Here is a 25,733-nt window from a genome sequence, read left to right on the forward strand (position 1 = left end):
AGCTGCGAATGTCAGTGCATTTCAATCGGGGCGATAGATTTCAGCCACGCTCAGGCTGGAAGCGCACCACAAACCCCTTCAGGTTCTGCTGGCGGCTCAAAAGATCACGCAGACGATCGGCTTCGGCGCGCTCGATCAGCGGACCGACGAACACCCGGTTCTTGCCATCGGCGGAACGGATGTAAGCGTTATAGCCCTGGCTACGCAGGGTTTTCTGCAGGCTTTCGGCGCTGGCGCGACTCGACAGACTGGCCAGTTGCACCGACCAGCTCACCGACAGGCCATTGGCGTCGACGCGGCTTTGAGTGGTATCAGGCTTGGTGGAAAGCGCGGCGATCGGCTGAGCAGGTGCTGTAGCAGGTTTTACCACCGGAGCGGGAGCCGGAGCCGGCGCAACCGGTTTGGCTACCGGCGCCGGAGCCGGGGCTGGTGCAGCGGAAGCAATCGGCGCTGCTGGCGCCGATTGCTCGGCGACTTCGTCATCGCTTGGTACTGGCTCTTGCGGCAGAACCTGCGGCTCGGGCACGGCCACGGTTTCCATCTGGATTTGCGCCACGGCAGGCGCTTGCGGCGCTGCCGGTGCCTCGACGGTTACCTGACGCTGTTCATCCTGACGGGAAAACAGCATCGGCAGGAAAATCACCGCCAGCGCCACCAGCACCAGGGCACCGACCATGCGCTGCTTGTACGCTTTATCCAGCAAAGCCATTTGCCGCTTCCTCCGTGGAGCGCCGAGACAGCCATTCGAGGGCCTCGGCGACACAATAAAATGATCCGAACAGCAAGATCTCGTCGTCGCTGGTGGCCACTGCACACTGCCCTTCCAAAGCGGCCGCCACGCTGTCATAAGACGTGACCGACGCGCCAAGGTTCTGCAGTGCAGCATTCAATTCGGCCACCGGACGCGCACGCGGCGAATCCAACGGCGCCACCGCCCAATGCTGGACGCTGGCATTCAATTCACCGATGACACCGTCCAGATCCTTGTCCGCCAACAGGCCGAACACCGCCAGACGCTTGCCGACCGGCGGACGCGCAGCCAGACGCCGCGCCAGATATTCCGCCGCATGCGGGTTATGGCCAACGTCCAGCAGCAGATTCAGACGCTTGCCATTCCATTCGAACGAACGACGATCAAGACGACCGACCACGCGAGTCGCCTGCAACGCCGCAACAATCTGCCCGGCATTCCATGGCAAACCGAGCAGCAGATAAGCCTGCAACGCCAGCGCGGCGTTCTCCATCGGCAGATCGAGCAAAGGCAAATCGTGCAGCTCGACGAGCTGACCCTCAGCATCGGTGCCGCGCCATTGCCAGAACTGATCCGTGATACCCAGATCGAAATCACGCCCGCGCAGGAAGAACGGGCAAGCCAGCTCGCGCGCCTTGTCCAGCAGGGGTTGTGGAGGATTCAGATCGCCGCACAGCGCGGGTTTGCCCTGACGGAAAATACCGGCCTTCTCGAAAGCCACGGATTCGCGGGTATTGCCCAGGTAATCGGCATGATCGACGCCAATGCTGGTGACCAGCGCGATATCGGCATCGACCACGTTGACCGTGTCCAGGCGCCCGCCCAGCCCGACTTCCAGCACCACCGCGTCGAGCCCGGCCTGTTGAAACAGCCAGAACGCCGCCAGGGTGCCCATTTCGAAGTAAGTCAGGGAAGTGTCGCCGCGCCCCGCCTCGACCGCTGCGAAGGCTTCGCACAACTGCGCATCAGTGGCTTCGACGCCATTGAGCTGCACCCGCTCGTTGTAACGCAACAGGTGCGGAGAATTGTAGACACCGACGTTGAGGCCCTGCGCCCGCAGCAATGAAGCCATGAAAGCGCAGGTCGAACCCTTGCCGTTGGTGCCAGTGACCGTAATCACCCGTGGCGCCGGCTGGCCCAGTCCCATGCGGGACGCTACCTGTTGCGAACGCTCCAGCCCCATGTCGATGGCCGATGGATGCAACTGTTCGAGGTAGGCGAGCCACTCGCCAAGGGTGCGCTCGGTCATACGTTGGCAGGCACCGGCGGAACGACGATCGGCTCAACAGGTGCAGCGACAAATGTCGGCGTGGGCTGACCAGTCAGCTGCGCCAACAGGTTGCCCAGACGCGGACGCAGCTCGCGACGGTCGATGATCAGGTCGATTGCACCGTGTTCCAGCAGGAATTCGCTGCGCTGGAAGCCTTCCGGCAGTTTTTCACGCACGGTCTGCTCGATTACGCGCGGACCGGCAAAGCCGATCAGGGCTTTTGGCTCGCCGACAATCACGTCACCCAGCATCGCCAGACTGGCGGAAACGCCGCCGTAGACCGGGTCGGTCAGCACGGAGATGAACGGAATGCCTTCTTCACGCAGACGCGCCAGCACAGCCGACGTCTTGGCCATCTGCATCAACGAGATCAGGGCTTCCTGCATCCGCGCACCACCGGAGGCGGAGAAGCAGACCATCGGGCAACGGTTTTCCAGCGCGTAGTTGGCGGCGCGCACAAAGCGCTCACCGACGATGGCGCCCATGGAGCCGCCCATGAAGCTGAATTCGAACGCCGAAACCACGACAGGCATGCCCAGCAGGGTGCCGCTCATGGAAACCAGCGCGTCTTTCTCGCCGGTCTGCTTCTGCGCAGCAGTCAGGCGATCCTTGTACTTCTTGCCGTCACGAAATTTCAGACGGTCAACCGGCTCCAGGTCGGCACCCAGCTCAACACGACCTTCTGCATCCAGGAAGATGTCGATGCGCGCGCGTGCCCCGATGCGCATGTGGTGGTTGCATTTAGGGCAAACGTCCAGGGTCTTTTCCAGCTCCGGACGATACAGCACGGCCTCGCAGGACGGGCATTTGTGCCACAGACCTTCAGGCACCGAGCTCTTCTTGACCTCGGAACGCATGATCGAAGGGATCAGCTTGTCTACCAACCAGTTGCTCATGCTTTCTTTCTCCAGTACCGGCGGCCCGAACGCTCTGGTTCGCGGCCCCGCGTATGCCCTTCAGCTAAATTCATGTGTGGCGATGATCGTCCGGGCTGCCGGGTCAGCGGAACTGACCTGCGTACACCCCGAAAAGACCCTCAGCCTCTTTTCTACAGAGCTGTGGACGGCGGCAGTCTGCCAGCCGTCACATCAGCGTACGGCGTTGATGAATGCACGAATCTTTGCGTGATCCTTGATGCCCTTGCTCGCCTCCACCCCACCGCTGACATCCACCGCATACGGCCGCACCCGGGCGACCGCATCGGCGACGTTCTCCGGCGTCAGGCCGCCGGCCAGAATCAACGGCTTGCTCAAGCCTTGCGGAATCAATGACCAGTCAAACGCTTCGCCGGTTCCGCCGGGCACGCCTTCGACATAAGTGTCGAGCAGCACGCCGCTGGCACTCGGGTAGGCATCGCAGGCGGCGGCAATGTCATCGCCCGCCTTGACCCGCAAGGCCTTGATGTATGGCCGGTGCCAGCCTTCACACTCGGCGGCGGTTTCGTCGCCGTGGAACTGCAGCAGATCCAGCGGCACGGCATCGAGGATTTCCCCAAGCTCGCAGCGGCTGGCATTGACGAACAGCCCGACCGTGGTCACGAACGGCGGCAAGGCGGCGATGATCGCCCGCGCCTGCTGCACGGTCACCGCCCGGGGACTTTTGGCGTAGAACACAAATCCGATGGCATCGGCCCCGGCCTCGACGGCTGCCAACGCATCTTCCATGCGGGTAATCCCGCAAATCTTGCTGCGAACGGCTGACATGTCGATAAAAACCCCAAGGCAAACCCGAGAAAGTCCCGGATGGTAACAAATGCGTTCGAGGGCGTCAGCCGTCAAGTTCCGAGAAACCCGTAAGGAAATGTGGCCCGATGAAACGCTCGGGCAACGGGAACTCGTCGTGGTACTCGACCTGCACCAGATACAGACCGAACGGATGCGCCGTGACGCCGCCGGAACGCCGCTCGCGACTCTCCAGCACTTCTTTCATCCACTCCACCGGCCGCTCGCCCGCACCGATGGTCATCAGCACGCCGGCGATGTTGCGAACCATGTGGTGCAGGAACGCGTTAGCGCGGATATCCAGAACGATCATTTTGCCGTGACGGGTCACGCGCAAGTGATGCATCTTCTTGATCGGCGACTTGGCCTGGCACTGGCCAGCACGGAAGGCACTGAAATCATGGGTACCGATCAGGTACTGCGCGGCTTCGGCCATGCGTTCGACGTCCAGCGGACGGTGATTCCAGGTGATCTCTTCGTTGAGATGCGCCGGGCGGATCTGATCGTTGTAGATCACGTAGCGATAGCGTCGGGCAATTGCCTTGAATCGCGCATGGAAATGCGCCGGCATGACCTTCGCCCAACTGACGCTGATGTCGTGGGGCAGATTGATGTTGGCGCCCATGACCCAGGCCTTCAGCGAGCGGTCGACCCGGGTATCGAAATGCACCACTTGCCCGCAGGCATGCACACCGGCGTCAGTGCGCCCGGCGCATTGCAGCGAGATCGGCGAATCGGCGACCTTCGACAGGGCGTTTTCCAGGGTTTCCTGCACGGTGAGCACACCGGTGGACTGGCGCTGCCAGCCGCTGTAGCGCGAGCCCTTGTATTCAACGCCCAGCGCGACGCGGAAAAAGCCTTCGGGGGCCATTTCGGCGGCCGGGTTATCTATGTTTGCCAAGTCGGTACAGCCTGCTGATCTACAAAGGCGGGCATTATAAGGCGGCGGGACGGGGAAACCAGACCCAAACAAAAACGGCAGCCTCATGGGCTGCCGTTTTGTTTAGTGCTGAATGCCGACTCAGGCCAGATGCGAGAGCATTTCGCTCGCTTCGCTCTTCTGCTTGTCGTTCCCCTCGCTGATGACTTCATTGAGGATATCCCGTGCACCGTCGTTGTCGCCCATGTCGATGTAGGCCTGAGCCAGATCGAGTTTGGTAGCGGCTTCGTCGGTGCCGGACAGGAAGTCGAAGTCATCCTCACCCAGATCATCGCCCAACGCGGCATCAGCTTCGGTGAAGCTTGGCTCGTTGATGCTACTCGACAGGCGATCCAGCTCGGCGTTGACGTCGTCCAGTTCGGCGGCGAACGCATCCGGCTCGGCAGGCGCCGCGTCCATTTCGTCAGCCAGAGACAGGTCGAAATCGGCTGGCAGTTCCAGATCGTCCTGCGGCACGTCGGCCACGGCCGGGGTGTCGACCAGCGGCAGATCCTTCACGCCTTCGTCCAGATCCAGCAGGAAATCATCGTCCGCCAGCTCGACCGGCGCAGGCGCAGGATCGGCACCGAGGTCCAGATCCAGGTCGAAGTCCGACAGGTCGTCGAGGTTTTCCTTGATGTCGGTCTGCTGTTGCAGAACCGACTCGAAGCTCAAATCGTCGTCAGTCGGGAATGCGTCCAGCTCGACCGGCGCTTCCGGCTCGACAGCAGCCACAGGTTCTACCGGCGTGATGTTGTCGAGATCGTCGAGGCTCAGGTCGAAAGCGCTGTCCAGTTCGTTATCTGCCGCAGCAGGCGCTTCAGGCTCATCGAGCAACAGCTCCTTGACGTATTCCGCGTCCAGCTCGGCAGCAATGGCCGCTGCTGCCAGGCCGCTGGCCGCGACGACCGCCATGGCCGGGAAGCGGCTTTTCAGCTCTTCGACCTTGGCGAAGTTGTCGCCATTGGCAACCAGTTGGCGCTCCTGACCGACGAAGGCATCGCGATCACCCTGGCGACCGTAAACTTCCATCAGTTTCAGACGCAGATCGCTGCGCTGCGGCTCCAGGCTCACGCCCTCCTCCAGCAACGCGGCGGCCTGGTTCAGACGACCGCCGTCGATGTGCGACTGCGCCTTGTCCAGCACGTCGTCGGAACGCTCGGCAGCCGGCGCCACCAACGGCGCGGCGATCGGCTCGGCCATTACCACCGGAGCAACCACGGCAGCGGCAGCAGGTGCCGGAGCCGGAGCCGGAGCCGGAGCCGGGGTCAGCTTGACGCTGGCGGCTGGTACTTCCAGACCTTCGAAGCTGCTTTCCGGCAGGTCGAGGTCCTGGGAGAAGGATTGTTCCTCCAGAGCACGGGCCATACGCAAGTGCTTTTCGGCTTCCTGTTGCGCCTTGCGGCGACGCGCCAGCAGCAACAGCAGGAGCAGCAGAACCACTGCACCGCCACCAACCAGACCCAGCAGGATCGGATTGGTCAGCAGTTCATTGAAGTTCTTCTCGTCATCGGCGGCGGGCGTGGTTTCAACCACAGGCTCGACAACCGGCTCGACCGGGGCCGGAGCAGCAGCCTCAGGCACAGGCGCGGCCGGAGCAGCCTCTGCCGGAGTTGCCGGCGGCGTGGCAGCCAGTTCCGCGGTGATCGCCGGCACCACTGGCGCAGTGGCAGCGCCGGCAGTGGCAGCGCCCGAGCCTTCGGCCTGCATTTTCGCCAGTTGATTGTTCTTCAGCTCGATCAGGCGCTGCAGCTTGTCCAGCTGACTTTGCAGATCGGCCATGCGGCTTTTCAGTTCTTCGTTGTCGCGACGGGTGGTGTCGAGACTTTCCTGGGTCACCGCCAGTTTGTTGCTCAGGGCCTTGGCATCGCCGGCCGGCCCCTTGCCACGCGCCTTGGCGCTTTCGGCGGACACCAGGCTCAGGTTGTCCTTGGTGTTTTGCGCAGCGCCGGTATTGGCGCGACCACGATTGGTCGCATCGAGCTGCTGCTGACCGGTGCCCGGCCTGGCCGCATAACGACGGCCCTGACGCCAGGCTTCGTTCTGCGCGGCCACTTCGGCAATGGCCTTGGATTGCGGTAGCGCAGTGCTTTGCACCTGATCCGGCAGACGCAGCACCTGACCGGTTTTCAGGCGGTTGATGTTGCCGTCGATGAACGCGTCCGGGTTCAGGGCCTGGATCGCCAGCATGGTCTGCTGCACCGAACCGCCGTTGCGCGCCTTGGCGGCGATTTCCCACAGGGTGTCGCGCGGCGTGGTGGTGTGGGTCGAATGCGTGGCACCGGTGGTCGGTGCGGTGATGGTTTGCGCTGGCGCCGGTTGAGCGGCAGCATCAGCGGTCTGCGGCGAGAACTTCGACGGATCCAGCAGGACGCTGTAGTCACGCAGCAGACGGCCGTTTGGCCACATCACCTGCACGAGGAATTTCACCATCGGTTCCGACAGCGGCTTGCTCGACGTTACGCGCAGCACGCTTTTGCCGCTGGCGTTGAGCACCGGGGTGAAGGTCAGATCATTGAGGAAGGCCTGGCGATCGACGCCGGCCTTGGCGAAATCTTCCGGCGAGGCCAGGCTCGGCACCACTTCGGCAGCGGTCAGATCCTTGACATCGAGCAGCTCGATTTCCGCCACCAGCGGCTGGTTCAGGGTCGACTTCAGGGTCAGCTCCCCGAGCCCGAGGGCATGCGCCATACCGGAGGACAGCGCCGAGGCGGCCGCTATTGCTAACACCAGTTTGCGAACTTGAACCATAGCCTCTTCCTTTGTTTGAACGTTCCTCGGCCAGCGAGAAGATGTTGATTGTCGCTGCCGTAAGGCATTGCGCGCGACGACGACAGCATGCCGCGCGCGATCATTTCTTTGATGCCCCGGAAAGTCCCGGAGGGTGACACGTCATCGAGTGCTCGGGGCAAGCATAGCGCTCACCTAGAATCAGTCGACAAATTGTTGCCAAGTATCTTTTACAGCAGGTCTTTTATCAACAACTCGGCGACCTGCACGGCGTTGAGGGCCGCACCCTTGCGTACGTTATCTGACGTCAGCCACAGATTAAGTTCCGACGGCTCGTCGACACCGGCGCGCACCCGCCCGACATAGACCACGTCCTGCCCGACCGCATCACCGACAGCAGTCGGATAATCGCCGGCCTCCACCAGCTCGATACCCTCGGCATCTTCAAGCGCAGCATTGACCTTTTCCAGGTCGACCGCGCTCGCTGACTGCAAGGTCACGCTAAAGCTATCGCCAAAAAACACCGGGGCTTGAATGCAAGTCGCGGAAATCTTTAAAGAAGGCTGCGCCAGCACCTGACGCAGTTCGCGCACCAGGCGCTTTTCCAGCAGCGTATGGCCTTGCGCATCCGGCGTACCGACCTGGGCCAGTACGTTGAATGCCACCTGCCGATCAAAGAATTTCGGCTCCAGCGGACGCAGATTCAACAGTTCAGCGGTCTGGCGCGCCAGCTCGGAGACTGCTTCGCGCCCCTGAGCGGAAATGGCCAGACTGGCGGTGACATGCACGTATTGCAGCTCGATCAGCTCGCGCAATGGCGCCAGCACCACGGCCAGCGCAGTGGCCGACGGGCTCGGGCTGCTGACCTGAAACGGCGCTTTCAGACCGGCCAACACCTCGACATTGGCTTCCGGCACCACTTGCGGGGCCTGGTCGGCCGGCAAGGCACCGGACAGATCGATCAGCGAACAACCCGCGGCATGAGCGCGAGCCGCGTAACTCAGGGTGACCGCAGGCCCCGCGGTAAAGAAAACCAGTTTGACCTTGGCGAAGTCGAACTCATCGACCTCACGCACCCGCACGTTCTTGCCACGATACGACACTGAGCTGCCAGCCGATTCGCTGCTGGCCAACAGATGCAGTGTGCCAACCGGGAAGTCGCGCTCTTCGAGAATCTGCACAAGCGTTTCGCCGACAGTACCGGTGGCGCCGATCACGGCAATATCAAGGGTCTGGGTCATGTTGCTACCTCTGGCGAAACGGGGGGAGCGGCACTTTACCGGGTGAGTCGCACACAGGCAATTCGCGCCCGCCGCGAAGAGCGGACGCGGAGCGTCCATGGCTGCATTTCCCACACAGAGCGTGGGAACGATCAACAGGTACAAAAAAACCCGCGCCTCTTGCAAGGCGCGGGTTCTTTCATTGCGTCAAGCGATCAACGCTCCAGCAGGATCCGCAGCATGCGACGCAGCGGCTCGGCAGCGCCCCACAGCAACTGGTCGCCGACGGTGAACGCGCCAACGAACTGCGAACCCATGTTCAGCTTGCGCAAACGACCGACCGGTACGTTCAGCGTGCCGGTGACTTTCGTCGGGCTCAGCTCCTGCATGCTGATTTCACGGTTGTTCGGCACCAGCTTGACCCAAGGGTTGTGCTGGCTGATCAACCCTTCGATGTCGGCGATCGGCACATCCTTGTTCAGCTTGATGGTCAGCGCCTGGCTGTGGCAACGCATGGCGCCGATGCGCACGCAGATGCCGTCGACCGGGATCGGGCTCTTGAAGCGGCCGAGGATCTTGTTGGTTTCGGCCTGGGCCTTCCACTCTTCACGGCTCTGGCCGTTCGGCAGTTCCTTGTCGATCCAAGGGATCAGGCTGCCGGCCAGCGGCACGCCGAAGTTTTCGGTCGGGTATGCGTCGCTGCGCATGGCTTCGGCCACACGACGGTCGATGTCGAGAATCGCGCTGGCCGGATCGGCCAGTTGATCGGCGACAGCGGCGTGGGTCGCCCCCATCTGCTTGATCAGTTCACGCATGTTCTGCGCGCCGGCACCCGAGGCCGCCTGATAGGTCATGGCGCTCATCCACTCGACCAGACCGGCCTCGAACAGGCCGCCCAGGCCCATCAGCATCAGGCTGACGGTGCAGTTGCCGCCGATGTAGTTCTTGGTGCCCGCGTCGAGCTGCTGGTCGATGACCTTGCGGTTGACCGGGTCGAGGATGATGACGGCGTCGTCGTTCATCCGCAGGCTCGAGGCCGCGTCGATCCAGTAACCCTGCCAGCCGGCTTCGCGCAGCTTGGGGAATACTTCGCTGGTGTAGTCGCCGCCCTGGCAGGTCAGGATCACGTCGAGGGTCTTCAGCTCTTCAATGCTGTAAGCGTCCTTGAGCGGAGCAATGTCCTTGCCCACGGACGGGCCTTGGCCACCGACATTGGAAGTGGTGAAAAACACCGGCTCGATAAGATCGAAATCCTGCTCTTCCAGCATCCGCTGCATGAGCACGGAACCGACCATGCCGCGCCAACCGATCAGACCTACACGTTTCATCGCAACTACACCTTCTTGAAAAGTGGGCCGCTGCTTTGTATTGAATTTCGCAGCGGGCCCGAGAGATTACAGATTCCGCAGCGCGGCGACTACTGCGTCACCCATTTCCTGCGTACCGACTTTAGTGCAACCGGTCGAAAAGATGTCGCCGGTGCGCAGGCCTTGATCCAGCACCACGCTGACCGCTTTCTCGATGGCATCCGCCGCTTCGTGCAGATTGAAGCTGTAACGCAGCATCATCGACACCGACAGGATGGTCGCCAGCGGGTTGGCGATGCCTTGGCCGGCGATGTCCGGTGCCGAACCGTGGCAAGGCTCGTACATGCCCTTGTTGTTGGCATCCAGCGAGGCCGACGGCAGCATGCCGATGGAGCCGGTGAGCATCGACGCTTCGTCGGACAGAATGTCGCCGAACATGTTGTCGGTGACGATCACGTCGAACTGCTTCGGTGCGCGCACCAGTTGCATGGCGGCGTTGTCGACGTACATGTGACTCAGTTCGACTTCAGGGTAATCCTTGGCCACCTGCTCGACCACTTCACGCCACAACTGGCTGGACGCCAGCACGTTGGCCTTGTCCACCGAGCACAGCTTCTTGCCGCGGACCATGGCCATGTCGAAACCGACACGGGCGATGCGGCGGATTTCGCTTTCGCTGTACGGCAGCGTGTCGTAGGACTGGCGCTCGCCGTTTTCCAGGGTACGAGTGCCGCGCGGCGCACCGAAATAGATGCCGCCGGTCAGCTCACGGACGATCAGGATGTCCAGGCCGGAAACGATTTCCGGTTTCAGGCTCGAAGCGTCAGCCAGTTGCGGGTAAAGGATCGCCGGACGCAGGTTGCCGAACAGGCCCAGTTGCGCACGGATTTTCAGCAGGCCGCGCTCGGGGCGGATGTCACGCTCGATGGTGTCCCATTTCGGGCCGCCCACGGCGCCCAGCAGCACGGCATCGGCAGCGCGAGCGCGATCGAGCGTTTCGTCGGCCAGCGGCACGCCGTGCTTGTCGATGGCGGCGCCACCGATCACGTCATGGCTCAGCTCGAAACCCAGGCTGTACTTGTCGTTGGCCAGCTCCAGCACCTTGACCGCTTCGGCCATGATTTCCGGACCAATACCGTCGCCTGGGAGAATCAGAATCTGCTTGCTCATGCTTTCCTCGTGTCTTCAATCGGTGCCCCATCGACTGGCGCGCCCGGAAAAATGCTTGTCGTTCTAAGTTTATTTCTCGGCCCAGAGCACCAGTACATCTGTACTGAACGATCCATCAGCCTCAATCTCAAAATATTCGCGCACTTCGTTGCCCATCGATTGCTGCAACTGGCGGATCGCGGCGCGCATCACTTCTGGCGTGCGCATGCGCTCGACCCAACTGCTGTACTCCAGACGCAGGCGCTGACGCGTGGTGCTGCGTGTGTGCAGACCGGCCTCGCTGACCTGGCGCAACCACTCACCGGCCGAATAATCGCGCACATGACTGGTGTCGCGCAGCACTTCGACGCTCTGCAGATAGGTGTCGAACAGCGGACTGCCCGGCGACAGCACATCAATGAATGCCGCCACGCCGCCCGGTTTCAGCACCCGGCGCACTTCGCGCAAGGCCACGCCGAGGTCGCTCCAGTGGTGCGCCGAATAGCGGCTGAACACGAAGTCGAATTCGCCATCGGCAAACGGCAGACGCTCGGCGGCGCCGTTGACCGTGGACACGTTGCTCAATCCGCGATCAACGGCAGCGGCGGCGACCACGTCGAGCATCTGCTGCGACAGGTCGTACGCGACCACTTCCTTCACCAACGGAGCAACGTGAAAACTCACGTGCCCGGCGCCGCAACCCAGATCCAGCACCCGCGCCTCGCCCTGCCCCGCCAGCTCAGCCTGCAGCAGCGCAAATTCAGTGCCTTGAGCGTGAACGGCGCTGCTCAGGTAGGCGGCGGCCTGCTCACCGAATTGCTTTTGTACAACCTGACTGTGGGCGGTGCTGGTCATGGTCACATCCTGATTCCTATGTTGTTTGAACTGCCCTTTTCGCGAGCAAGCTCGCTCCCACAGGGGAATGCACTTCAAATGTGGGAGCGGGCTTGCCCGCGAAGGGGCCAGCCCTGACTACATCATCTCGAATCAATCACGCGTCGCGGAACAACCACGGCTGGCTCGCGCGATGCCGGGCTTCAAACGCGGCAATGGCATCGCCGTCCTGCAGGGTCAGGCCGATGTCGTCCAGGCCATTGAGCAGGCAGTGTTTGCGGAAGGCATCGATCTCGAAGCGATAGACCTTGCCGTTCGGGCTGGTCACGGTCTGTTCTTGCAGATCGATCTGCAACTGATAGCCCGGCTCGGCCTCGACCTGCTTGAACAGCTCGTCGACCTCTGCGTCGCTCAGGATGATCGGCAGCAAACCGTTCTTGAAGCTGTTGTTGAAGAAGATGTCGGCGTAGCTCGGCGCGATGATGCTGCGGAACCCGTATTCTTCCAGCGCCCACGGCGCGTGCTCACGGCTGGAACCGCAACCGAAGTTCTCGCGGGCCAGCAACACGCTGGCGCCTTGATAACGCTCGGCGTTGAGCACGAATTCCTTGTTCAGCGGGCGCTTGGAGTTGTCCTGATACGGCTGCCCCACATCGAGATAACGCCATTCGTCGAACAGGTTCGGGCCGAAGCCGGTGCGCTTGATCGATTTCAAGAACTGCTTCGGGATGATCTGGTCGGTGTCGACGTTGGCACGATCCAGAGGCGCGACAAGGCCGGTGTGCTGGGTAAAAGCTTTCATGCTGCGCTCCTCAGATCAATTCACGAACGTCGATGAAACGACCGTTCACCGCCGCCGCAGCGGCCATGGCCGGGCTGACGAGGTGGGTACGGCCACCGGCGCCCTGACGGCCTTCGAAGTTACGGTTGGAGGTCGACGCACAGTGCTCGCCGGACTCCAAACGGTCCGGGTTCATCGCCAGGCACATCGAGCAACCCGGCTCGCGCCACTCGAAACCGGCTTCCAGGAAAATCTTGTCCAGACCTTCGGCTTCAGCCTGTGCCTTCACCAGACCCGAACCCGGCACCACGATGGCCTGTTTGATGGTCGACGCAACTTTGCGGCCCTTGGCGATCACCGCGGCAGCGCGCAAATCTTCGATGCGCGAGTTGGTGCAGGAGCCGATGAATACGCGATCGAGCTGAATATCTGTGATCGCCTGATTGGCGGTCAAACCCATGTATTTCAAGGCACGGACGATCGAGTCGCGTTTGACCAGATCCATTTCCTTGGCCGGGTCCGGCACGTTCTGATCAACGGCCAAGACCATTTCCGGCGAAGTGCCCCAGCTGACCTGCGGCTTGATCTGCGCGGCGTCGAGCTCGACCACGGTGTCAAAATGCGCGTCGGCGTCGGACACCAGATCTTTCCAGGACTCGACCGCCAGATCCCACTCGGCGCCTTTCGGTGCGAACGGACGACCCTTGACGTAATCCACCGTCTTCTGGTCCGCCGCTACCAGACCCACGCGGGCGCCGGCTTCGATGGACATGTTGCAGATGGTCATGCGGCCTTCGATCGACAGATCACGGATCGCGCTGCCGGCGAACTCGATGGCATGGCCATTACCGCCAGCCGTGCCGATCTTGCCAATGACGGCGAGGACGATGTCCTTGGCGGTCACGCCGAACGGCAACTGGCCTTCGACGCGCACCAGCATGTTCTTCATTTTCTTGGCGACCAGGCACTGGGTGGCGAGTACGTGCTCGACCTCGGAAGTGCCAATACCGTGAGCCAGGGCGCCGAACGCGCCGTGAGTCGAGGTGTGCGAGTCGCCGCAGACCACGGTCATGCCCGGCAAGGTCGCGCCCTGCTCCGGGCTGATCACGTGGACAATGCCCTGTCGCACGTCATTCATCTTGAACTCGACGATGCCGTATTCATCGCAGTTGTCATCGAGGGTCTGAACCTGCAAACGCGAGACCTGGTCGGCAATGGCTTCGATGCCGCCCTTGCGCTCCGGGGTGGTCGGTACGTTGTGGTCCGGGGTGGCGATGTTGGCATCGATGCGCCACGGCTTGCGCCCGGCCAGACGCAAGCCTTCGAAGGCCTGCGGCGAGGTCACTTCGTGAATGATGTGACGATCGATATAGATCAGCGCCGAGCCATCGTCGCGCTGCTTGACCAAATGCGAATCCCAGAGCTTGTCGTAGAGCGTTTTGCCGGCCATCAGACGGTTCCTCATCAGCTTGTTTCTATGCCCTGGGCTTATCAATAACCCTTTGGCTTGTGAGGCCGATCCTATGGGGTTAGATTAAATAACTCAAATTCATATTTTTTATGCTTTGGATAACCAGCTGGAATACAAACATGGACCTGGCCAACCTCAATGCTTTTATCGCGATTGCAGAAACCGGAAGCTTCTCCGGCGCCGGTGAACGCCTGCACCTGACGCAACCGGCCATCAGCAAACGCATCGCCGGGCTGGAGCAGCAATTGAATGTGCGACTGTTCGACCGGCTCGGTCGTGAAGTGGGCCTGACCGAGGCCGGCCGGGCCCTGTTGCCACGGGCTTATCAGATTCTCAACGTGCTGGACGACACGCGCCGCGCCCTGACCAACCTGACCGGCGAAGTCACGGGCCGCCTGACCCTGGCCACCAGTCACCACATCGGTCTGCACCGCTTGCCGCCCTTATTAAGGGAATACACTCGCCGCTACCCACAGGTTGCGTTGGATATTCAGTTCCTCGATTCGGAAGTGGCCTACGAAGAGATTCTTCACGGCCGGGCGGAACTGGCGGTCATCACGCTCGCGCCGGAACCACATACGCTGGTCAAGGCCACGCCGGTCTGGGATGACCCGCTGGATTTCGTGGTCGCCCCCGAACATTCATTGATCAGCAACGGCGCCGTCACATTGGCGGACATTGCCGGTCATCCGGCAGTTTTCCCCGGCGGCAACACCTTCACCCACCATATTGTCCAACGGCTGTTCGAGGCTCAGGGCCTGACGCCGAACATCGCGATGAGCACCAACTACCTGGAAACCATCAAGATGATGGTGTCGATCGGCCTGGCGTGGAGCGTTTTGCCGCGCACGATGCTCGATGAACAGGTGGCGCGCATACCTTTACCGGGCATACAGCTCCGTCGCCAGCTAGGCTATATCCTGCACACTGAAAGGACGCTGTCGAATGCTGCACGGGCATTTATGGCCCTGCTGGACGCTCAAATCGATCTGCCAGGGACTCTCGGCTAACTTGTGCTACTCCTATAGAGCTGCCGTCCCTGTGCCAAACGCCCACATCAGCTCAAGGCCCCTTAACAATGCCGAAATCTGTTGACCGTATTCCGCCGATGCCGCGTATTCAGGCCATTGATCCACGGCGTTCCGAGCAGAGCTGGGAGAGCGCGCCGCAATTGCTCGCGGCGCTCAACGGCGCTCGGCTTGGCGCCTGGTATTGGGATATCGAGCGCGGGCAGATCAGTTGGTCGCGCGGCACTCAGGCCCTGTTCGGCTTCGACCCGCGGCAACCGCTGCCCGAAGACCTGGAATACCTCGACTTGTTGCCGCCGGAAGACCGGGCGAAAACCATTCGCGCCTTCCACGCGGTCATCGCCGGCGCGCCGCTGGAACAGGCGATGCACCACCGCATCCGCTGGCCCGACGGCAGCCTGCACTGGCTGGAAATCAACGGCAGCCTGCTGCCGGACAAACACGGCCGGCCCCGAATGATCGGGGTCATCCGCGAAATCACCCACCAAAGGCAAAGGGAACAGGCGCTCAGCAGCTCTGAAAAACGTTTCGCCACGCTGTTTCACCTGTGCCCGAACATGGTGCTGCTGACCCGTCAGGAGGACGGCCTGATCAGCGAGGCCAACCAGTATTTCGAAAGCTTGTTCGGCTGGCCGGTGCAGAGCGCCATCGGTCGCACCACCCTGGAGCTGGGCCTGTGGGTCCATCCCGAACAACGGGCGGAGCTGGTCAAGAAGACCAAGGCCAAGGGCGAACTGATCAGCATGGAGGTGCAGTTCCGCGCCAGCAACGGCCAGATCCACGACGGCATCCTCAGCGCGCAAAAGGTCGAACTCGAAGGCCAGCCGTACCTGCTCAGCACCTTTCTCGACACCACCGAACGCAAGGCCGCCGAGCATGCCCTGAAGGACAGTCAGGAACGCCTCGACCTGGCGCTGGATTCGGCACAGCTCGGCACCTGGGACTGGCACATTCCCAGCGGCATGCTCTACGGCTCGGCCCGGGCCGCGCAATTGCACGGTCTTGAGCCGAAACCATTTCATGAATCGTTCGAAGAATTCTTCGAGGGCGTCCCCGGCGAAGAGCGCGACAGCATGCGCGACGCCTATCGCAGCCTGCGCGAAGGCCCGGCGGGCAATTATCAGCTGACTTACCGCGTGCAACTGCCGGATGGCAGCTCGCGCTACCTGGAAAGCCGCGCCCGCCTCTATCGCGACGACAACGGCGTACCGCTGCGGATGGCCGGCACCCTGCTGGACATCACCGATCAGGTCGAGCGCGAACAACGACTGGTGGCTTCGGAAGAGAAATTCGCCACGCTGTTCCAGGTCAGTCCCGACCCGATATGCGTGACGCGCCAGGAAACCGGGGAATTCATCGAGATCAATTCCAGCTTTTCCCAGACTTTCGGCTGGAGCGCCAGCGATGTGATCGGCCATACCGCCGAAGAAATCGGCCTGTGGGACGCCTCGGCGAAAAGTCTGCAACGCATCGAACGGGTGATCCGCGAACAGGGCCTGAGCAATGTCGCGATCATCGTCCAGCACAAAGACGGCCAGTCGCTGACCTGCGTGATTTCCAGCCGCCAGATCAGCGTTGGCAACCAGCCGTGCATCGTCACCACATTGCGCGACATTACTCAGCAACAGCGCTCGGAAGCGGCACTCAAGGCCAGTGAAGAGAAATTCGCCAAGGCGTTTCACTCAAGCCCCGACGCCATCACCATCACCGAACGCGACACCGGGCGCTATCTGGAGGTCAATGACGGTTTCTGCCGCCTGACCGGTTACCGCGCCGACGAAGTGGTGGGTAAAACCGTGTATCAGATCGGCATCTGGGCCGAGGAAAAACAGCGTTCGGCGTTGCTCGCCGAACTTCAGATCAAAGGCCGCGTGCATCATCAGGAAATGCTCGGGCGCAACAAGCGCGGCGAGATACTGACGGTGGAAGTCTCGGTCGAACCGATCACCCTCAATGAAACCGCCTGCCTGTTGCTCACGGCCCGGGATGTCAGCCTGCTGAAGAACGCCGAGGCGCAGATCCGCCACCTGGCCTATCACGATCCGCTGACCAACCTGCCCAACCGCGCGCTGCTGATGGATCGACTGAGCCAGCAGATCGCCCTGCTCAAGCGCCACAACCTGCGAGGCGCGCTGCTGTTTCTCGATCTGGATCACTTCAAGCACATCAACGACTCACTGGGTCACCCGGTCGGCGACACCGTGCTGAAAATCATCACCGCGCGGCTTGAAGCCAGCGTACGCATGGAAGACACCGTGGCGCGGCTCGGTGGCGATGAATTCGTGGTGCTGCTCAGCGGCCTGGAAGGCACGCGTAATGAAGTCAGCGCCCAGGTGCGCGAGCTGGCCGACACCATTCGCGAGTTGCTGTCGGAGCCGATGTTCCTCGACGGCCAGCGCCTGCAAGTGACGCCGAGCATCGGCGTGGCGCTGATTCCCGATCACGGCTCGACGCCGACCGATCTGCTCAAACGTGCCGACATTGCGCTGTACCGCGCCAAGGATTCCGGACGAAATACCACGCAGATGTACCACAACACCATGCAGAAAGCGGCCAGCGAACGGCTGCGTATGGAGACCGACCTGCGCCTGGCGCTGTCCCGGGGGGAATTCGACGTTCATTACCAACCGCAGATCGACGCCCGGGACAATCGCATCATCGGCGCTGAAGCCCTGGTGCGCTGGAACCACCCGGAACTCGGCGCGCAATCGCCCGCCGAATTCATCAAGGTCCTGGAGGACAGCGGGCTGATTCTGGAGGTCGGCACCTGGATCCTCGATGAGGCGTGCGAAGCTTTCAAGCAATTGATCGCCGAACAGCTGATCGATCCTCTGGCCTTCACCCTGTGCGTGAACATCAGCCCCCGGCAGTTCCGCCAGAACGACTTCGTCGAGCGCATCGAGCACAGCATGAGCAGCCACGGCCTGCCCTGCTCACTGCTGAAACTGGAAATTACCGAAGGCATCGTCATCCAGAACCTGGAAGACACCATCAGCAAAATGCGTCGCCTGAAAAAACTCGGCGTGAGCTTTGCCATGGACGATTTCGGCACCGGCTATTCATCGCTGACCTACCTGAAGCGATTGCCGGTGGACACGCTGAAGATCGATCAATCGTTTATCCGTGACGCCACCAGCGACCCCAACGACGCCGAAATCATCCGCGCCATTGTCGCCATGGCCCGCAGCCTGGAACTGGAAGTGATCGCCGAAGGCGTGGAAACCCCGGAACAGCTGGCCTTCCTGCAGGGGCTGGGTTGCCATTTGTATCAGGGTTATCTGCACAGCCGGCCGTTGCCGCTGGAGGGGTTGAAAGGATTGCTGGAATGACGGGCACAAAAAAGGGCGCCTTTCGGCGCCCTTCTTCCCGGTCGGCTTATTGCAGGACCGGCTTCTCCGCCCCGTTGATCGGGATGCGCTTGGCTTTCGCTTCTTCCGGGATCACTCGCAGCAGGTCAATGCTCAACAGACCGTTACGCAGGTCGGCAGCCTTGATCTCGATGTGATCGGCCAGGCGGAAGGACAGCTTGAATGCACGTTGGGCGATGCCCTGGTGCAGGAAAGTGACACCTTCGTTCGCGTCACGCTTGCCGCCACTGATGGTCAGCACACCTTTCTCGACTTGCAGTTCCAGGTCTTCTTCCTGGAAACCGGCCGCCGCCACGACGATGCGGTATTGATCGTCACCGTGTTTTTCGACGTTGTAAGGAGGATAGCTGCTGCCTGGCTCGTTGCGCAGGGCGGTTTCGAACAGGTCGTTGAAACGGTCGAAACCTACCGAGGAACGGAACAGTGGAGCGAGGGAAAATGCAGTACTCATGGTTCAAATCTCCTGAAAACAATCAGCAAGTTTTTTTGTCTCCGCGACCCGAATTCGGCATCGCGTAACCCTTAGATAGGGACCTGCATTTTGTTTTCAAGAGACGATTTGAAGATTTTTTTCAGGCCGCTTCGGCGACCGGCAAGCCCAGCAAACGCGAGACCTGATCCGGTTCGGTTTCGCGGCGAAGCACGGTAAACAGCTCGGTGGCTTCGGAATAATTGCGGGTCAGCATCGCCAGCCATTGCTTCAGGCGGCCCGGCGATTGACGCGCGGTCATCTGTGCCTTGGCTTGCAGCCAGAAGTCCTGGATCAGCGGCAGCAGCTCGGCCCAGGTCATCTCGACGACTTCCTCGCCGGCACGAGCGGCGGCGATCTGACGGGCCAGATCCGGACGCGACACCAGGCCACGACCGAGCATGATGTCTTCGACACCGCTGATTTCCCGGCAGCGACGCCAGTCTTCGACGCTCCAGATGTCGCCATTGGCAAACACCGGCACCTTGACCACGTCCTGCACACGCGGAATCCACTCCCAATGCGCCGGCGGTTTGTAGCCGTCCATCTTGGTCCGGGCGTGAACCACGATGTGCTCGGCACCGCCCTCGGCCAGCGCCGTGGCGCATACCAGCGAACCATCGGGGCTGTCGAAACCCAGGCGCATCTTGGCAGTGACCGGAATGTGCGCAGGGACAGCGCGACGGACGTGCTCGACGATCTGGTTGAGCAGTTCCGGCTCCTTGAGCAGAACCGCACCGCCACGGGACTTGTTGACGGTCTTGGCGGGGCAGCCGAAGTTCAGGTCAATCACCTCAGAACCCAACTCGCAGGCCAGTGCCGCGTTTTCCGCCAGGCACACCGGATCGGAACCCAGCAACTGCACGCGCAGTGGCACGCCGGAAGCCGTGCGCGCACCGTTGAGCAGTTCGGGGCCGAACTTGTGGAAATAGGCCGGGGTCAGCAACTGATCGTTGACCCGGATGAACTCGGTCACACACCAGTCAATACCGCCGACACGGGTCAGGACATCGCGCAGGATGTCGTCGACCAACCCTTCCATCGGCGCCAGAGCAATTTGCATGGGAAACACACACTCAAGGAAAAACGTGCGGCAGTTTACTGGGTTTCGCGGGTTAAACCCATGTCCGCTGTCTGGATGGCCGGGCCGTAGCCTTCGATGAACTCGGCGGGCATGCGCTTGGGCCTGCCGGTCGACAGCTCAATGCAGACGAAGGTGGTCTGGGCGCGCAGCAGCGTGGCGTTGTCGCTAGGGCGAATCAACTGGAAGTGACGGGTCATTTTCAGGCGCTGATCCCAATCGACGATCCAGGTCGCCAGTTGCAGCTCGTCGCCTTCGTAGGCAGCCGCCAGGTAATCGATTTCGTGTCGTACAACGGCCATTGCCCGATCCAGACGCCGGTACTCGACCAGATCCAGACCCAGGCGCTGCGAGTGGCGCCAGGCGCAGCGCTCGAGCCAGGTCACGTACACCGCGTTGTTGGCGTGGCCCAGCCCGTCGATGTCCTCGGCGCCCACTTGCAGATCAATGGTAAACGGCGTCGCCCGATCCCAGCCCATGCCCTACTCCCGGTCAGATTATTCAAACGGGGCAGTGTAACGGATGACTACGCCGATTGCCGCGCCTGAAGGCTTCGCCCGGCCAGCAGTGATAACACACCATCAATCACCCGAGGGTCGGCCAGCACTCGCTGATGGCCGCCGGTTTCCAGACGCAGCAAGCGGCTGTCGAACCAGGATTCGTGGATCAGTCGGGATTCCTTGACCGGGACGAAAGTGTCGTCCTCGGCATGTACGATCAGGCCTGGCATATCCAGTTGATAGTGGGCGACATCGAGCGTGGCTGCGCGCATGCCAACGTCCTGCTCGACTTGACGAATGAACGCGGAACGAGCTCTGGGTGGCATACCGACGTAGCGGGCGAATCCGCGCAAAACACCAAGGATTCGCGCCGGAGCGGCGATGCTCACCAGGGTTTCAGTGCGCAAGCCCAATTGCACGGCGAGCATGGCGCTGGCACCACCCATGGAGTGGCCAATGACCGCTTGCAACGGTGGCAACTCTGCAGCGGCCTCAAGCATCGCACGAGCGAACAACACCACATTGGCTTCGCGCCCCGGCGAGCGGCCGTGGGCCGGGCCATCCAGCGCGACAACGGTGTAACCCGCTTCAACCAGCGCCGTGATCAACGCGGCAAACTGGGTGGGCCGCCCTTCCCAGCCGTGCATCAGCAAGACAGTCGGGCCTTGCCCCCAACGCAGGGCCGAGAGACCGAAACGCAACGTGATGCGCTCGGATTTCTCCAGCAGCGGCAATTCCCAGTCCCGCGGCGCATTCGCGCGCGGCGTCATGAACGCCAGCCGCATTTTGCTCGCCACCAGTTTCGGTGCAAACCAGCCCAAGGTGCCATTAACGCCACGAACCCACTTCAACGTGCTCATCGCTCTCTCCTCGGGCTTGTAGCCTTCAGGTCAACGCACCGCCGACTTGGCGGCACGCAGCAATCGATCGGATAAATCCCCAGGACCCAACGCCCTCGCGAGCGCCAGACCACCTACCATCAAGGCCACGTCGGCCAACGCTTTATCGGTGTCTTCCGGCGTTGCGGCCAACTGCGCAATCATCAATTCCAGGTGTTCGTTCAATGCGATCCGGAACGCTTCTGGCAGACGGCCCAGCTCACCAATGGAGGCCGGAATCGGGCACGCCGAATCGCTGGAATCGCGATGTTTGCGCGACAGGTAGAACGCAGCCACCAGGGCGCGGCGCTCTTCACCGGTCAGCTCGCTGTCCATGTCGGCAATCAGGTCGCGACGGCGACCGAGCAATTGCTTGAACGCCTCGAGCATCATTGCGTCCTTGCTTTCGAAGTGCGCGTAGAAGCCACCGACGGTCAGGCCGGCAGCACCCATCACTTCGCCCACGCTCGGTTCAGCGGGGCCGCGCTGGATCAGTGCAGCGCTGGCGGCCTTGAGAATGCGTTCGCGGGTTTGAGCTTTCTTGTCGTTCATCGTCGCCTCCGAATATTACGATAGCAATATTATTCTCATAATAATATTCCGCAAGTCACACGCGTGACCGCTGGTCTGAAGCACAGTGTTAAGGAAAAAGAGGATTTGGCCAAACGCCAGACAAACAAAAGGGCCATTCAATAATTGAATGACCCTTATAAAATCCCGCAAAGCGGGTAATCGTGGCGTCCCCTAGGGGACTCGAACCCCTGTTACCGCCGTGAAAGGGCGGTGTCCTAGGCCACTAGACGAAGGGGACACAAACCTTCTATACAACTGATCAGCGCTGAGTACTGATCGATTCAAGGCCGGTGTGGCCAGACCTTGAACTGTAAATTGGTGGAGCTAAGCGGGATCGAACCGCTGACCTCCTGCATGCCATGCAGGCGCTCTCCCAGCTGAGCTATAGCCCCGGATTTTTCGCCTCTCGGCGGAGCGACATCTTGCAACATCGCTTCTGTAAAACTGGCGTCCCCTAGGGGACTCGAACCCCTGTTACCGCCGTGAAAGGGCGGTGTCCTAGGCCACTAGACGAAGGGGACGCAAACCCTTCTATACAACTGATCAACGCTGAGTGTTGATCGCTTCGAAGCCGGTGTGGCCAGGCTTCGAAGTGTAAATTGGTGGAGCTAGACGGGATCGAACCGTCGACCTCTTGCATGCCATGCAAGCGCTCTCCCAGCTGAGCTATAGCCCCTCATCGTTGATGTCATCGCTGAGGACGGGGCGAATCTTAAGGGCGTATCGAAAGGCTGTCAAACTTATTTTTGAAAAATTTCAAAATTTTTTGTCGGCATAACAATCACTTACCATCCTCCCCCCATAAATTCGGGAGAAAACGCCGAAGGACGGGATCAAAAGATCCTGACCTGCGGCGCATCCTGCAGAGTCAAACCCAATCAGGCGATGGCGCCCAACAGCTTTTCCCACTCTTTGTTTTCTTTCTTCGACACGCCGCCCAGCAGGTCAATCGCCTGGCGCAGACGGAAACGGGTCAGGTCCGGCCCGAGGATTTCCATCGCATCAAGCACCGACACCGAGCTCGCCTGACCGGTGATCGCCGCAAACATCAGCGGCATCGCATCACGCAGCTTCAGCTCGAGGGATTCGACCACCGCCTGAATCGTCGCGGTGATGCTGTCCTTCTCCCACTGACGCAGGCTTTCCAGTTTCCACAGGATCAATTGCATCAGTTGACGAACCTGATCACCCGAGAGCTTTTTCGACTCGAACAGCTTGGCATCCGGATTCACGCCACCGGCGAAGAAGAATCCGGCCAGTGGTGCAACCTGGCTGAAAGTTTCGACACGGCCCTGAACGTGCGGCGCGATCTTCATCATGTATTCGGAGTTGAACGCCCACTTCTGTACGCGAGCGGCAAACTCTTCCACCGGCAGGTCACGCAGCCACTGGCCGTTGAGCCACGACAGCTTCTCGATGTCGAAAATCGGCCCGCCCAGCGACACACGCTTGAGGTCGAAGTTGTCGACCATTTCCTGCAGCGAGAACTTCTCGCGCTCGTCCGGCATCGACCAGCCCATGCGGCCCAGGTAGTTGAGCATCGCTTCCGGCATGAAGCCCATGCGCTCGTAGAACGTCACCGACGTCGGGTTCTTGCGCTTGGACAGCTTGCTCTTGTCCGGGTTACGCAGCAGCGGCATGTAGCACAGCTGCGGTTGTTCCCAACCGAAGTATTCATAGAGCAGGATCAGTTTCGGCGCCGACGGCAGCCATTCCTCACCGCGCAGCACGTGGGTGATGCCCATCAGGTGATCGTCGACCACGTTGGCCAGGAAGTACGTCGGCAGGCCGTCGGTCTTCATCAGCACCTGCATGTCCATGCGATCCCACGGGATCTCGACGTCGCCACGCAGCATGTCCGGCACCACGCAGACGCCTTCGGTCGGCACTTTCATGCGGATCACGTGGGGTTCGCCGGCAGCCAGGCGACGGGCGACTTCTTCTTTGGACAGCAGCAGTGCACGGCCGTCGTAACGCGGGGTTTCGCCGCGCGCCATTTGCTCGGCGCGCATCTGGTCCAGCTCTTCGGCGGTGCAGAAGCACGGGAAGGCGTGGCCCATGTCGACCAGTTGCTGGCAGTACTTCTGGTAGATATCGCCGCGCTCGCTTTGACGGTAAGGACCGTGCGGGCCGCCGACGTCCGGGCCTTCGCTCCAGTCGATACCCAGCCAGCGCAAAGCGTCGAAGATCTGCTGTTCGGACTCGCGGGTCGAACGCAACTGATCGGTGTCTTCGATCCGCAGGATGAACTCACCGCCGTGCTGCTTGGCAAAGCAGTAGTTGAACAGTGCGATGTAAGCGGTACCTACGTGGGGATCCCCGGTAGGCGATGGCGCGATGCGAGTGCGGACGGTGGTCATGGCATGTCTCGAAAAGAATGAAAAGCAAAGAACAATCAAGCGGCGAATGGTAACAGGCGACACCCGCCCCGCTCCAGCGGGCAGGGCATTTAAGCCAAGGTTGCGTCTGGAACGCCCGTTGGCCGTGATGAATGGCCGATTATCAACAGACGGCATTTACCGCTCATCGGCTGTATGCCAGATTCGCCTGCTGATAACTTTCCTTACAATTCCTCGACTACAGTTTGCCCATGCCTGCCCAACTCAAGCGTCGCCTGTTCATTTTCCTGTTGCTGGTCCTGTTGATTGCCGGGGGCTTTTTCGCCCATTGGTTTTTCAAGGGCCGCTTTTATGAAAGCACCGACAACGCCTATGTCCAGGGTGAAATCACCCGTGTGTCGAGCCAGTTGAGCGCGCGTATCGACGAAGTGCTGGTGCAGGACAATCAGCACGTGGAAAAAGGCCAATTGCTGATCCGTCTCGAAGGCGATGACTTTCGCCTTGCCGTCGATCGGGCCAACGCCGCCCTCGCCACCCGCGAGGCCGAGCGTCTGCAAGCCCAGAGCAAACTGACCCAGCAAGCCAGCCTGATCGCCGCCAGCGACGCACAAGTGGCCACCACCCAGGCGACACTCGGCCGCTCGCAGGTGGATTTGTCGCGGGCAGAAACCCTGCGCAAACCCGGCTACGTTTCCGAGGAGCGTGTCACCACCCTTTCTGCCGAAGCCCACATCGCCCGCTCGCAAGTGGCCAAGGCGCAAGCCGATGCCCAGAGCCAGCGCCAGCAGGTCAATGCACTGACCGCCGAAGTCAAACGCCTCGACGCGCAGATCGCCAACGCCCGCGCCGACCTTGCCCAGGCCGAACTGAACCTGACCCGCAGCGAAATCCACGCACCGATCAGCGGCCTGATCGGCCAGCGCGCCGCCCGCAACGGGCAAGTTGTGCAGGCCGGCGCCTATCTTTTGTCGATCGTTCCGGACGAAGACATCTGGGTCCAGGCCAACTTCAAGGAAACCCAGATCGGCCACATGCAACCGGGCCAGAAGGCCGAACTGCTCTTCGACGCCTATGGTGATACGCCGATTGAAGCCCGGGTCGACAGCCTGTTCGCCGCCTCCGGCGCGCAGTTCAGCCTGTTGCCGCCGGACAACGCCACCGGCAACTTCACCAAGGTCGTGCAGCGGATTCCGGTCAAGCTGACCTTCAAGGCGGATAACCCGCTGCACGGTAAGATCCGTCCGGGCATGTCCGTCACCGCCACCGTGAACATCAAAGACGCCTCTGACAATGGCCGGTGATTCACTGATCCGCCCGGTCGGCGAACCGACCCGGCGGGACTGG

The 25,733-nt window shown here is 61.3% G+C and carries 21 protein-coding genes and 4 tRNA genes; 3 read left to right on the forward strand and 22 right to left on the reverse strand.

Annotation, left to right across the window (positions count from 1 at the left end; genetic code table 11):
* Positions 1–40: 40 nt before the first annotated feature.
* The 12 genes from MKZ87_RS27190 to leuC form a co-directional block, all read right to left on the reverse strand.
* Positions 41–709, reverse strand: a complete 669-nt coding sequence (locus tag MKZ87_RS27190) for an SPOR domain-containing protein (RefSeq protein ID WP_085701260.1) — start codon at positions 707–709, stop codon at positions 41–43.
* Positions 693–2,000, reverse strand: coding sequence for a bifunctional tetrahydrofolate synthase/dihydrofolate synthase (gene folC, locus MKZ87_RS27195; RefSeq protein ID WP_085701261.1), 1,308 nt, complete (start codon positions 1,998–2,000; stop codon positions 693–695). The genes MKZ87_RS27190 and folC overlap by 17 nt, the downstream gene beginning before the upstream one ends.
* Positions 1,997–2,917, reverse strand: coding sequence for an acetyl-CoA carboxylase, carboxyltransferase subunit beta (gene accD, locus MKZ87_RS27200; RefSeq protein WP_085701262.1), 921 nt, complete (start codon positions 2,915–2,917; stop codon positions 1,997–1,999). The genes folC and accD overlap by 4 nt, the downstream gene beginning before the upstream one ends.
* 192 nt (positions 2,918–3,109) lie before the next feature.
* Positions 3,110–3,724: a phosphoribosylanthranilate isomerase gene (locus MKZ87_RS27205; protein WP_085701263.1), complete on the reverse strand. Its 615-nt coding sequence runs from the start codon at positions 3,722–3,724 to the stop codon at positions 3,110–3,112.
* Between the two features lie 64 nt (positions 3,725–3,788).
* Complete coding sequence (gene truA, locus MKZ87_RS27210) at positions 3,789–4,613, reverse strand: tRNA pseudouridine(38-40) synthase TruA (RefSeq protein WP_085701264.1); 825 nt, start codon at positions 4,611–4,613, stop codon at positions 3,789–3,791.
* Between the two features lie 150 nt (positions 4,614–4,763).
* On the reverse strand, positions 4,764–7,412 hold the full coding sequence (locus MKZ87_RS27215) for a FimV/HubP family polar landmark protein (RefSeq protein ID WP_266202171.1): 2,649 nt from the start codon (positions 7,410–7,412) through the stop codon (positions 4,764–4,766).
* Positions 7,413–7,621: 209 nt separating this feature from the next.
* On the reverse strand, positions 7,622–8,632 hold the full coding sequence (locus MKZ87_RS27220) for an aspartate-semialdehyde dehydrogenase (RefSeq protein WP_085701266.1): 1,011 nt from the start codon (positions 8,630–8,632) through the stop codon (positions 7,622–7,624).
* Between the two features lie 194 nt (positions 8,633–8,826).
* Positions 8,827–9,939 carry an aspartate-semialdehyde dehydrogenase gene (gene asd, locus MKZ87_RS27225; protein ID WP_011333354.1) on the reverse strand — a complete coding sequence of 371 codons (1,113 nt, stop codon included), beginning with the start codon at positions 9,937–9,939 and terminating at the stop codon, positions 8,827–8,829.
* Positions 9,940–10,005: 66 nt separating this feature from the next.
* Complete coding sequence (gene leuB, locus MKZ87_RS27230) at positions 10,006–11,088, reverse strand: 3-isopropylmalate dehydrogenase (protein ID WP_085701267.1); 1,083 nt, start codon at positions 11,086–11,088, stop codon at positions 10,006–10,008.
* Positions 11,089–11,157: 69 nt separating this feature from the next.
* Positions 11,158–11,922: a class I SAM-dependent methyltransferase gene (locus MKZ87_RS27235; RefSeq protein WP_085701268.1), complete on the reverse strand. Its 765-nt coding sequence runs from the start codon at positions 11,920–11,922 to the stop codon at positions 11,158–11,160.
* A gap of 136 nt (positions 11,923–12,058) precedes the next feature.
* Entirely contained in the window at positions 12,059–12,703 is a 645-nt protein-coding gene (leuD, locus tag MKZ87_RS27240; protein WP_085701269.1) for a 3-isopropylmalate dehydratase small subunit, read from the reverse strand.
* A 10-nt stretch (positions 12,704–12,713) separates the two neighbouring features.
* A complete protein-coding gene (gene leuC / locus MKZ87_RS27245; RefSeq protein ID WP_074687686.1) occupies positions 12,714–14,132 on the reverse strand; it encodes a 3-isopropylmalate dehydratase large subunit in 1,419 nt (472 codons plus the stop codon).
* A 140-nt stretch (positions 14,133–14,272) separates the two neighbouring features.
* On the opposite strand from leuC, the gene MKZ87_RS27250 reads away from it, so the two are divergent.
* Positions 14,273–15,163, forward strand: a complete 891-nt coding sequence (locus MKZ87_RS27250; protein ID WP_085701270.1) for a LysR family transcriptional regulator — start codon at positions 14,273–14,275, stop codon at positions 15,161–15,163.
* 68 nt (positions 15,164–15,231) lie between these two features.
* Positions 15,232–18,510, forward strand: coding sequence for a PAS domain S-box protein (locus MKZ87_RS27255; protein WP_085703503.1), 3,279 nt, complete (start codon positions 15,232–15,234; stop codon positions 18,508–18,510).
* 46 nt (positions 18,511–18,556) lie between these two features.
* Here MKZ87_RS27255 and MKZ87_RS27260 read toward each other — a convergent pair whose 3' ends face one another.
* The 10 genes from MKZ87_RS27260 to gltX form a co-directional block, all read right to left on the reverse strand.
* Positions 18,557–19,000 carry an Hsp20 family protein gene (locus MKZ87_RS27260; protein WP_065261390.1) on the reverse strand — a complete coding sequence of 148 codons (444 nt, stop codon included), beginning with the start codon at positions 18,998–19,000 and terminating at the stop codon, positions 18,557–18,559.
* A 121-nt stretch (positions 19,001–19,121) separates the two neighbouring features.
* On the reverse strand, positions 19,122–20,081 hold the full coding sequence (locus MKZ87_RS27265; protein ID WP_085703504.1) for a tRNA dihydrouridine synthase: 960 nt from the start codon (positions 20,079–20,081) through the stop codon (positions 19,122–19,124).
* A 35-nt stretch (positions 20,082–20,116) separates the two neighbouring features.
* Positions 20,117–20,578 (reverse strand): acyl-CoA thioesterase, encoded by a 462-nt coding sequence (locus MKZ87_RS27270; RefSeq protein WP_011333342.1) that lies wholly within the window; start codon positions 20,576–20,578, stop codon positions 20,117–20,119.
* A 47-nt stretch (positions 20,579–20,625) separates the two neighbouring features.
* The gene (locus tag MKZ87_RS27275; RefSeq protein ID WP_085700162.1) at positions 20,626–21,459 is read right to left on the reverse strand and encodes an alpha/beta fold hydrolase; all 834 of its coding nucleotides are present in this window, start codon (positions 21,457–21,459) and stop codon (positions 20,626–20,628) included.
* A 30-nt stretch (positions 21,460–21,489) separates the two neighbouring features.
* Positions 21,490–22,029, reverse strand: coding sequence for a TetR/AcrR family transcriptional regulator (locus MKZ87_RS27280; RefSeq protein ID WP_011333341.1), 540 nt, complete (start codon positions 22,027–22,029; stop codon positions 21,490–21,492).
* 183 nt (positions 22,030–22,212) lie between these two features.
* Positions 22,213–22,288 (reverse strand) — tRNA-Glu (locus MKZ87_RS27285).
* Between the two features lie 78 nt (positions 22,289–22,366).
* Positions 22,367–22,442 (reverse strand) — tRNA-Ala (locus MKZ87_RS27290).
* A gap of 53 nt (positions 22,443–22,495) precedes the next feature.
* Positions 22,496–22,571 (reverse strand) — tRNA-Glu (locus tag MKZ87_RS27295).
* 79 nt (positions 22,572–22,650) lie between these two features.
* A tRNA-Ala gene (locus tag MKZ87_RS27300) sits at positions 22,651–22,726 on the reverse strand.
* Between the two features lie 202 nt (positions 22,727–22,928).
* Positions 22,929–24,410 (reverse strand): glutamate--tRNA ligase, encoded by a 1,482-nt coding sequence (gene gltX, locus MKZ87_RS27305; protein WP_085700163.1) that lies wholly within the window; start codon positions 24,408–24,410, stop codon positions 22,929–22,931.
* Between the two features lie 230 nt (positions 24,411–24,640).
* On the opposite strand from gltX, the gene MKZ87_RS27310 reads away from it, so the two are divergent.
* Positions 24,641–25,690 carry an HlyD family secretion protein gene (locus tag MKZ87_RS27310; protein WP_085703505.1) on the forward strand — a complete coding sequence of 350 codons (1,050 nt, stop codon included), beginning with the start codon at positions 24,641–24,643 and terminating at the stop codon, positions 25,688–25,690.
* Positions 25,691–25,733: the final 43 nt, after the last annotated feature.

This window comes from Pseudomonas sp. MCal1, assembly GCF_026341415.1.
Lineage (GTDB): Bacteria > Pseudomonadota > Gammaproteobacteria > Pseudomonadales > Pseudomonadaceae > Aquipseudomonas.

What these genes read in the sequence shown, in the direction of transcription:
- MKZ87_RS27190 (WP_085701260.1), bottom strand. Translation starts at nt 709, where the DNA reads ATGGCTTTGCTGGATAAAGCGTACAAGCAGCGCATGGTCGGTGCCCTG.
- folC (WP_085701261.1), bottom strand. Translation starts at nt 2,000, where the DNA reads ATGACCGAGCGCACCCTTGGCGAGTGGCTCGCCTACCTCGAACAGTTG.
- accD (WP_085701262.1), bottom strand. Translation starts at nt 2,917, where the DNA reads ATGAGCAACTGGTTGGTAGACAAGCTGATCCCTTCGATCATGCGTTCC.
- MKZ87_RS27205 (WP_085701263.1), bottom strand. Translation starts at nt 3,724, where the DNA reads ATGTCAGCCGTTCGCAGCAAGATTTGCGGGATTACCCGCATGGAAGAT.
- truA (WP_085701264.1), bottom strand. Translation starts at nt 4,613, where the DNA reads ATGGCCCCCGAAGGCTTTTTCCGCGTCGCGCTGGGCGTTGAATACAAG.
- MKZ87_RS27215 (WP_266202171.1), bottom strand. Translation starts at nt 7,412, where the DNA reads ATGGTTCAAGTTCGCAAACTGGTGTTAGCAATAGCGGCCGCCTCGGCG.
- MKZ87_RS27220 (WP_085701266.1), bottom strand. Translation starts at nt 8,632, where the DNA reads ATGACCCAGACCCTTGATATTGCCGTGATCGGCGCCACCGGTACTGTC.
- asd (WP_011333354.1), bottom strand. Translation starts at nt 9,939, where the DNA reads ATGAAACGTGTAGGTCTGATCGGTTGGCGCGGCATGGTCGGTTCCGTG.
- leuB (WP_085701267.1), bottom strand. Translation starts at nt 11,088, where the DNA reads ATGAGCAAGCAGATTCTGATTCTCCCAGGCGACGGTATTGGTCCGGAA.
- MKZ87_RS27235 (WP_085701268.1), bottom strand. Translation starts at nt 11,922, where the DNA reads ATGACCAGCACCGCCCACAGTCAGGTTGTACAAAAGCAATTCGGTGAG.
- leuD (WP_085701269.1), bottom strand. Translation starts at nt 12,703, where the DNA reads ATGAAAGCTTTTACCCAGCACACCGGCCTTGTCGCGCCTCTGGATCGT.
- leuC (WP_074687686.1), bottom strand. Translation starts at nt 14,132, where the DNA reads ATGGCCGGCAAAACGCTCTACGACAAGCTCTGGGATTCGCATTTGGTC.
- MKZ87_RS27250 (WP_085701270.1), top strand. Translation starts at nt 14,273, where the DNA reads ATGGACCTGGCCAACCTCAATGCTTTTATCGCGATTGCAGAAACCGGA.
- MKZ87_RS27255 (WP_085703503.1), top strand. Translation starts at nt 15,232, where the DNA reads ATGCCGAAATCTGTTGACCGTATTCCGCCGATGCCGCGTATTCAGGCC.
- MKZ87_RS27260 (WP_065261390.1), bottom strand. Translation starts at nt 19,000, where the DNA reads ATGAGTACTGCATTTTCCCTCGCTCCACTGTTCCGTTCCTCGGTAGGT.
- MKZ87_RS27265 (WP_085703504.1), bottom strand. Translation starts at nt 20,081, where the DNA reads ATGCAAATTGCTCTGGCGCCGATGGAAGGGTTGGTCGACGACATCCTG.
- MKZ87_RS27270 (WP_011333342.1), bottom strand. Translation starts at nt 20,578, where the DNA reads ATGGGCTGGGATCGGGCGACGCCGTTTACCATTGATCTGCAAGTGGGC.
- MKZ87_RS27275 (WP_085700162.1), bottom strand. Translation starts at nt 21,459, where the DNA reads ATGAGCACGTTGAAGTGGGTTCGTGGCGTTAATGGCACCTTGGGCTGG.
- MKZ87_RS27280 (WP_011333341.1), bottom strand. Translation starts at nt 22,029, where the DNA reads ATGAACGACAAGAAAGCTCAAACCCGCGAACGCATTCTCAAGGCCGCC.
- gltX (WP_085700163.1), bottom strand. Translation starts at nt 24,410, where the DNA reads ATGACCACCGTCCGCACTCGCATCGCGCCATCGCCTACCGGGGATCCC.
- MKZ87_RS27310 (WP_085703505.1), top strand. Translation starts at nt 24,641, where the DNA reads ATGCCTGCCCAACTCAAGCGTCGCCTGTTCATTTTCCTGTTGCTGGTC.